Source organism: Roseibium sp. (genome assembly GCF_039982295.1).
Lineage (GTDB): Bacteria > Pseudomonadota > Alphaproteobacteria > Rhizobiales > Stappiaceae > Roseibium.
Window position 1 is genome coordinate 1 of record NZ_JBDWYP010000031.1, and the last position, 7,342, is coordinate 7,342.

6 protein-coding genes are annotated in these 7,342 nt (G+C 56.3%); 4 read left to right on the forward strand and 2 right to left on the reverse strand.

Annotation, left to right across the window (positions count from 1 at the left end; translation table 11 throughout):
- Nucleotides 1-233 (reverse strand): ParA family protein (locus ABJZ52_RS05120; RefSeq protein ID WP_348487691.1); only part of this gene is annotated, 233 nt, incomplete at its 3' end.
- Nucleotides 234-817: 584 nt separating this feature from the next.
- Between ABJZ52_RS05120 and ABJZ52_RS05125 the strand changes: the two genes are divergently transcribed.
- Genes ABJZ52_RS05125 through ABJZ52_RS05140 form a run of 4 tightly spaced genes read left to right on the forward strand, consistent with a single transcriptional unit; the run spans nt 818 to nt 7,059 of the window.
- Complete coding sequence (locus ABJZ52_RS05125) at nt 818-1,393, forward strand: helix-turn-helix domain-containing protein (protein WP_348487692.1); 576 nt, start codon at nt 818-820, stop codon at nt 1,391-1,393.
- Nucleotides 1,380-4,652, forward strand: a complete 3,273-nt coding sequence (locus ABJZ52_RS05130; RefSeq protein WP_348487693.1) for a relaxase/mobilization nuclease domain-containing protein — start codon at nt 1,380-1,382, stop codon at nt 4,650-4,652. Before ABJZ52_RS05125 ends, ABJZ52_RS05130 begins: the two co-directional genes overlap by 14 nt.
- Nucleotides 4,645-6,861 (forward strand): type IV secretory system conjugative DNA transfer family protein, encoded by a 2,217-nt coding sequence (locus tag ABJZ52_RS05135; RefSeq protein WP_348487694.1) that lies wholly within the window; start codon nt 4,645-4,647, stop codon nt 6,859-6,861. Before ABJZ52_RS05130 ends, ABJZ52_RS05135 begins: the two co-directional genes overlap by 8 nt.
- Nucleotides 6,862-6,891: 30 nt before the next feature.
- Nucleotides 6,892-7,059, forward strand: coding sequence for a hypothetical protein (locus ABJZ52_RS05140; RefSeq protein WP_348487695.1), 168 nt, complete (start codon nt 6,892-6,894; stop codon nt 7,057-7,059).
- Between the two features lie 11 nt (nt 7,060-7,070).
- Here ABJZ52_RS05140 and ABJZ52_RS05145 read toward each other — a convergent pair.
- Nucleotides 7,071-7,342 (reverse strand): hypothetical protein (locus tag ABJZ52_RS05145; RefSeq protein WP_348487696.1); only part of this gene is annotated, 272 nt, incomplete at its 5' end.

Below are 7,342 nucleotides of genomic sequence, written 5' to 3' on the forward strand. Positions count from 1 at the left end.
GCCCATCTTGCCAATGCCTGCTGTGGGTCCGCGTCAAAAACCAAACACCGTTTGCCTTGTGCCATTGCCGCGCTGATCAAAGCTCTCGTCAACGTGGTTTTTCCCGCGCCACCTTTCCTTGTGATGATGGCGATTACCTTCAGATCATCATTTGGCATGTTCTTTGTTACCTGTATTGTGTTTGCTGTCTTTTGCTCTTTGTCCTGTGTTCCTTGTAGCGGTGGTCTTGTCAAGGGTTCGGCGTTACCTGTTCGGTGTTGTGTTACTTGGTCGGTGTGACGGGTGGCGTGATTACTGCTGCGTAACCCGTGTTGCGTGTGTCTGGTATCGTGTTCGGTGTGATCTGTTTCTTGTCGCTTGTGGTGGGTACTTTGGGGCGGGTTCGGCGTTCGGTGTGCGGTGTCTCTTGAACACTGTCACGTGTTTAGTGTCCTGTGTCGCTTGTGTGGTGTATCGGGTTTCCTGTTTCTTGCGATTTGCAGGGTCAGATTGTTGGATATAGCGATATTGGTGGTGATGTGTGGGGCCGATTGCGCCGTGAGGCCGGTTGTACGCGCCGTGTGAGGCCCATCTAGCAAATTTATAGGGTAGGGGGGCGGACAATCAATTGCGGCCCTGTGTGGGTCATTTTTGGCTATCGACCGTCACCTTCGGTTTTGGCTGGTCTCGCCGTGGCCTCGACGGTCTCGGTTCTGTGAATCTCGGCAAGAAACGGAATAACTGATAACATTACAATAATAAGGCATTGTCACACCAACTGCATTATTGTAACAACATCAGTTATGATGATGGCAGGAAATAGGGGTTCTTTGTTCTTATGCCTAAAGGTCGCATCCTCACTCCATCTGAACGCCTCGTGATTGTCCGCAAAGCGGCAAACGGCGTTGGGAAGCAGCAGCTTGCGCAACATTTTGGTGTGACAAGGCGAACAATCGACTACACGATCAAACGAGAAAAAGATCGACGCCGTGACACGGGCATTCGCACCGCTGCGGCGTCAGTTACAGTGACACCAGACGAAATGAACGCGTTCGATGCGGTCCTTACGAAGCATGGTTTCGACAGTCGTGCGGACGGATTGCGGGCCTTGATGCAGGGGTCCAGTGGCATTTTCGTTCCTGATGAAGTCCTTTCGAGCGATCTTTCGAGCTTCCGCGCAGCGCTAAATCGGGTCGGGAACAACATCACGCAGATTGCGCGGCGGATGAACGAGGCGAAGAAACGAGGGATGCCTGCACCCTGGTCAGACCAGCAGTATGAGGAAATTCGATCGCTGGCCGGGATGATCTTGGAAATGGGAGATCAGATCGACCTCTTGGTGAGGCGGCGCAGCGCGGCTATGGCCGTGACCGTGGACGACGTGTTGAGGGAGTTTGCCCTTGGCACGAAATAGCGCAGTCGAAGCCGTCACCGGCGAGGTTTTCCGCGAGGGATGGGACCGCGTTCGTGGTTCGATGCAGGGCCTCAACAGCAAGAAGGCGGGCCAGCTCTACCGCGCAGCTCGTGGACATCGCGCAGCGGTGTTCAAGGCGATCAAGAACGGTGGGACGCACACCAAGGGCCAGCTTAGCAATCAGCTGTCCTACATCACGCGGGATCATAAGCTGGCGCATTTCGTGGATAGCCGGGGCACTTTTGATGAAAAGACAAAGTTCGAAGACAAGGACATCAAGAAGATCACGGATCGTTTTGCCGAGCGGTGGGACAGTGGTTTCCGCCCGAAGATGGGCAACACGACCCACATGCTCATGTCCTTTCCCAAAGGCACGAAGTCGGAGGACGTGCGCGACATTGCGTCAGATGTGTGTGAGCGGTTCTTTGAAACCGACGAAGGCCACTTCGACTATGTGATTGCCGTCCACAAGGATCGCGACCACCCCCACGCCCATATCGTCTTGAACAGACGGTCCCAGGAGGGCGAGTTTTTCTATCTGGGTCGGGATCACCGCTTTAACTATGACGATTTCCGCCTCGCTATGGTCGAAGAGGCTGAAAAATATGGCGTAGAACTAGAAGCGACCCGCCGCATAGATCGAGGCGTCATACACTATCCACCAAGAACCAGAGAGGTTTACGCGGTCAAGGAGGACGCCGAACAAGGCATCGTCCGTGAGCCAGCGGAGCGCGAGCGAGTGGGCAAGGATTTGGCTCGCACACTGGCCGAAATTGCCAGCACGCGGGTTGTCTATCATTCCCTGGCCGCAGAGGCATCTCAAGACAGTCGAGAAGAAATTGCGCAAGCCCTCCAAAAGGCCGCTGAGTTGTTGGGCGAGGGATCACACGTTGAACAGGATGGAGATATCTACATGGGAGCCGCCGAAGACTTTGACGATCTAAGAAGCCGATACGCCGACACGGTTGGAGAAGTGCAGGCACGAATTGCTGGAATGCCGGAAGGTCAGCGCGCACAGAAGCAGCGTGATCTTAACCAGCTTCAAGTCGGTGTCAGACGGATGCAGCCTCTTGGGCTGCGATCCGTGACACTTGAGCAGAAACCTTCGGATGGTGGCATCTATTCAGAAACCAACATCAATAGCGAGCTTGTCGGGCGGCTGCAGGATGGAAGCACACGTGCCCAGATCGACAACGCTTTGCGTGGTACGGGTATCAGCGCTGATGCGGTCGTGAACCGGATTGAGACCGGCGCACCAAACGCCGCGCTTGAACGAGAGTGGGTGGCCGATGATCTTGCAAAGGTTGCCGAGGCGCAGGGTTTGAACCTTGAACGCAAGGAGGATCTTGAAGCCGCGCGGGAGCGTTTGAACCAGGTGCATGTTGAGTTGGGCACCGCGCTTGAGCGAGCAGAGGTATTGCGTGATGACGGAGTGATCGAGGAAGCCCGCGAAATCCGTTTCCATTTCGATCAAGAGCGTCTGGATGACACCGCTCGGACCATTCGCCAAGAATTGCGGGGGCAGGGGGTCAACGAAAGTCAGCTTGAGGCCCGTGCTGTTGAGATCGAAAACCGCGCGTTCGACCGGATCGAAGCAAAGCAACAATCCTATCTCGAAACGCGGCCTGAAATCCTCTCTGATCCTGGCGCTGTGTATCGCACCGACGAAGAGGGCAGGGGGCGGATCACGGATCACGAGCTTGCGGATCGGCTTGACCGCGAGATTGAGGTCATTCTTGAACGCGCGCCCGCCAATCAGAGCATTTCCGAGGCCGTAGCATCTGATTTCAAAGACCGCTTCCCCGACATGCCTGACCATGTCGCCCGTGGCTTGGGTGATACCTATGAGACGAGCTTCCGCTTGAACAATGAGCAGGAGTTACGAGAGGCGGAGCTTGAAGTCGCCGAGATTGATGCAGGGCGTGAGCAAGCGTTTGAAGCGAACCGGCTGGACAATGGCGTCGCGCAGTCGGAGGCTGAGGGTATTTCTGCCGCTGAGCGCCGCGAGTCGGTGTCTGAAATTGAAACGAACGTTCGGGCAGGCGCAAACGATGATGACCGGGCCTACGTCGATGATCGGTTTGAGCAATTGGTGATCGAGCGCGACCGGCTGGAAGCCAACGGGGCGAGCGTTCAGCAGCGTGTTGCTCTTGCGACAGAGTTTTTCGCGTTGTCTGCGGCCCGTCGGAGCGGTCAACTGACCGCCGACGAGGCGCAACGGGCGGACGTGCTATTGCGCGATACAGCGGATCGCTATGGCGTCGAGATGCGTGATGGCCTGGTTCGTGAGGACACCCGCGAATTCCAAGACTGGCAAACAAACGATCCAGAGGGCGAGCGTGCAATGGCAGATCGGTTTGAGGCCGAGCGCTTGGAGCGGTTCGATGTAGACCTTGCCCGTGTTCAGGGTGGTGTCACGGCGGAGCGTGATCTACGCGCAATGGAGATAGATCAGACCAGCCTTGATCGGATGAGTTCGCGGGTCCGCGACGAAATCATGTCCGAGAACGCTGACACGCAGAGTTTTGATCAACGTTATGAGCGGGCCGAAGCAATGGCAGCAAGCGGAGCCATCGAGCAAACCGCCCGCGCCCGCATCCTGCAAGAGCGTGAGGAATACCTCAGTCAAAGACCAGAGCTGGCAGCGGAACGACTTCTTTCTTATTCCGACGTTCCCTTTGGCGCGAAGATCGAGGATCGCGAGCGTGTCGATCAGATCAGCCGCGAAGTGGACATGGTTATGGCTGAGCGTGACAACGGTGGAGACGTTTCAACAGCCGTCGCTGATGACTTCCGTGCCCGCTATCCAGATATGCCGGACCATTTGGCGCGTGGCCTTGGACGGACGTATGAGGTCGCGAGTGAGGCACGGGATAGGGAAGCTATTCGCGAGTATGCCGAAACCCGCATCGAGAATGAAGAAATCCGGCGCGTGGTTGAGCATGAGAGGTCCGACAATGTGTCGCCGTCGCTGGCAACAGATGAACAGCGTCTCAGCTACCGTGAGCAGATCGAGAAAGAGCTTGATGACGAGCAGATCGAGCGGTTGCGCGAAGGTGACAGCGACGCCTTGGAGAACGTGTCTGATGATAGGCTAGAACGGCTCTACGCAGCCAAAGCCTATCTGCAATCGGATGCAGCAACGGCCAATTCGGAAGCCTATCGAGAGGTCGTGCAGGAGATTGCCGAAGAGCAATACGAGTTGCAAAAAGACCGCTTGGTCGACTCCGAGCGCGAAGGAGGGCCAGTCCATGGGTAAGGGTCGCATCGCCTTTGGCGTCTTTCTTCTCACGCTGGTGGCTATCGCCATCGGCTATGTCGTGTCGTCTGCCGTTCTGACTTTCAAGGATTTGGGGTTTCAGGCGGATATCGGTTTTTTCTATCTGGCCGAGAATTACTTCTACTTGCAGGACTATCGGCCTGACGATTTCCGCCTTGTGAACCTCATCATGGCCGGGTTCGGCATCGCTGGCCTTATGATGAGCATTGCAGTGTCAGGATCGGCCCTAACGAAGTTCGGCCTTACGCATTGGCAGAAAAGCGGCGAGCTGTCGAAGAACGGTTTCTTCGGCGAGCCGGGCACAGGCTTTATCCTGGGCAAGATGTCGAAGCCGAAGCGCAAGGGCAAATACCTTGTGGCGAAGAAGTTCCCGCACGCTCTGATCGTGGCGCCCACAGGCCGAGGTAAGACGACGGGTTTCGTGATCCCGAACCTTCTCACATGGGAAGGTTCTGCCGTTGTGCTGGACGTGAAGGGCGAGAACTTCGAGGCCACGGCGCGGCATCGGCGCAAGAAGGGCGACAAGATTTTCCGCTTCGCGCCTACCGACTTCGAAGACCGCAGGACACATCGCTACAATCCGCTGTTGCGTATCTCCGAGTTGAAGGACCAGGCGCAGCAACAAATGGAGTTGCAGCTACTCGCCTCGCTCTTTTTGCAGAATGAGAACGAGCGTGTTCAGGGCCTTTTGAAAGGTGGTATCGACCTGTTTGTTGCCGCTGGTCTGCTGGCGTTCCAGCGCGGCAAGCCGACACTTGGCGAAATCTACCGCATCGCCGCATCAGGCGGAAACAAGCAGAAGGAATACATGGCGCGTGGTGTGGAGGTACAGAACGAGGCCGCGAAGCTGATTTTCACTCGGCTGGCATCGACCAATAACGACACGCTGACATCCTATGTGTCCCTCTTGATGACATCGGGTTTGGACCAGTGGCAAAACCCGGCCATCGACGCAGCGACGCAGGTGTCAGACTTCGATTTTCGGAAAATCCGCAAAGAGCCATTCAGTGTCTATCTGATCGTGCAGCCGCTCATGGTTGAACCAATGGCACCGCTGATCCGGCTGTTCTTTTCCGATCTTCTGGCGTCGATGCAGGACAAAGAGCCGGGGCCGGACGAGCCGTGGCCGGTGATGATTATGCTCGATGAGTTTAATCGCCTTGGCAAAATGCCCATCGTCACAAAGAGCATCGAGACGCTGCGTTCGTATCGTGGGCACCTCGCAATCGTCACCCAGACGATCCCGGCGCTTGACGAAATCTATGGGGAGAACACCCGACGCGCCTTGCAGGGGAACGCTGGGGTGAAACTTTACCTCACGCCTTCAGACGAGAAGACGGTTGAGGAATTGAGCAAGGCAGTCGGCAAGACGACAAAAAAGGTGGTCACACGGTCACGCGCGATCGGCAAGAACCCGTTTGAAGGTCGCAGCCAGTCGGTAAGGACGGAGGAAGTTTCGTTGCTTCCGGAGGACGAAGCCAGGCGTTTGTCGCTTGAAGACATCGTTATGGTGATCGACGCCCAAATGCCCATCCGAGCAAAACGCATCGAATATTTCAACGATCCATATTTCAAGGGCATCCACGCGGCGCAGACCGGGGATCTTCCTTTCCCAGAGAAGAAGGTTTCCACTTCGGTTGGTGCGGTTGAGGAAGAACCCGAGCAGGAAGATGCGATGGTCGAGGCCGCGGTTGAAACGCCGGCACAACCGCCCGAACAGGGCAAGTTGCCGAATGAGCCGGTGGATCGTGTAGCACCAAAGCGCGAATCGATCCAACGGGCGGCGCTTGAAGACACGAGCAGGCCCACGATCCGCACGCCGAAGCGAAAACGTGCCAAGACGGTGATGGCCGTGGAGGCTGATCAGCAACGTCAGATCGAAATGGACCTCGCCACGCAAGTCGAGTTAAGCCTTGCAGCGCCGACCGAAGCGGATGTTGCAGAGTTGAGCGGGACTATCGACGGGCTGGAGCAGCTGAAAGACAGTATGCCAGCCGTTGAGGAAACGGACGGCCAGCTCAATCCGGTTCCGCCTTTCGCGGCAGAACAAGAGCGTCAGTTTGCGAAAGACCTTGAAAATGGTCACGCGCTTGTCCAGCGGGGCGAAGACGGTGAATGGGAGCGCGTGACGGCCCATGGCACCGAGAAGTTGGGGTATCGCGATGAAGGCAGCGCCTTCAAAGCATGAACGATCAACGCCCTTCGCTTGTTGTGGTTGATGGAAGATAAAGCCGTCACTGTGGAAGATCGCGAAGAGGCGCAGTTGCGTGCGGCCGAGGTCGCCGTCGCGGCTGGTCGGATGACCGAAGATGAATTTCGAGAGCTGCGCGAGTTCCATGAGGAACGCGAAGTTGATTCCGATGGCGAAGGTGGCGTTCGCGATTAGGGCAGGGTGGTCTAGTGTAGTGTTCGAGGTGGGTGATCGACCAGGATCACGCTGAACCCTTCAGGTGAAGAGGGCGATTCAACTAACACAAAGATTTCTGGTGTTCCCTCCCTTTCATAAAGGCAGCGAAATTTTCCATAGTAGTCGCCTTCGTCAACGATCTGATCATAGCGGCACGTGAAGTTTATGCCATCCTGTTCCCATTGAGCCAAGCCGGATCGAGTTACGAGAGCTAAGGGCTTTCCATCGAGCAGAATAAGGTTTTGATCAACGACGATCTGGT

Bases quoted from the DNA above. Each gene is read 5' to 3' on its own strand.
- ABJZ52_RS05140 (WP_348487695.1), top strand. From the start codon at position 6,892: ATGGAAGATAAAGCCGTCACTGTGGAAGATCGCGAAGAGGCGCAGTTG.
- ABJZ52_RS05135 (WP_348487694.1), top strand. From the start codon at position 4,645: ATGGGTAAGGGTCGCATCGCCTTTGGCGTCTTTCTTCTCACGCTGGTG.
- ABJZ52_RS05125 (WP_348487692.1), top strand. From the start codon at position 818: ATGCCTAAAGGTCGCATCCTCACTCCATCTGAACGCCTCGTGATTGTC.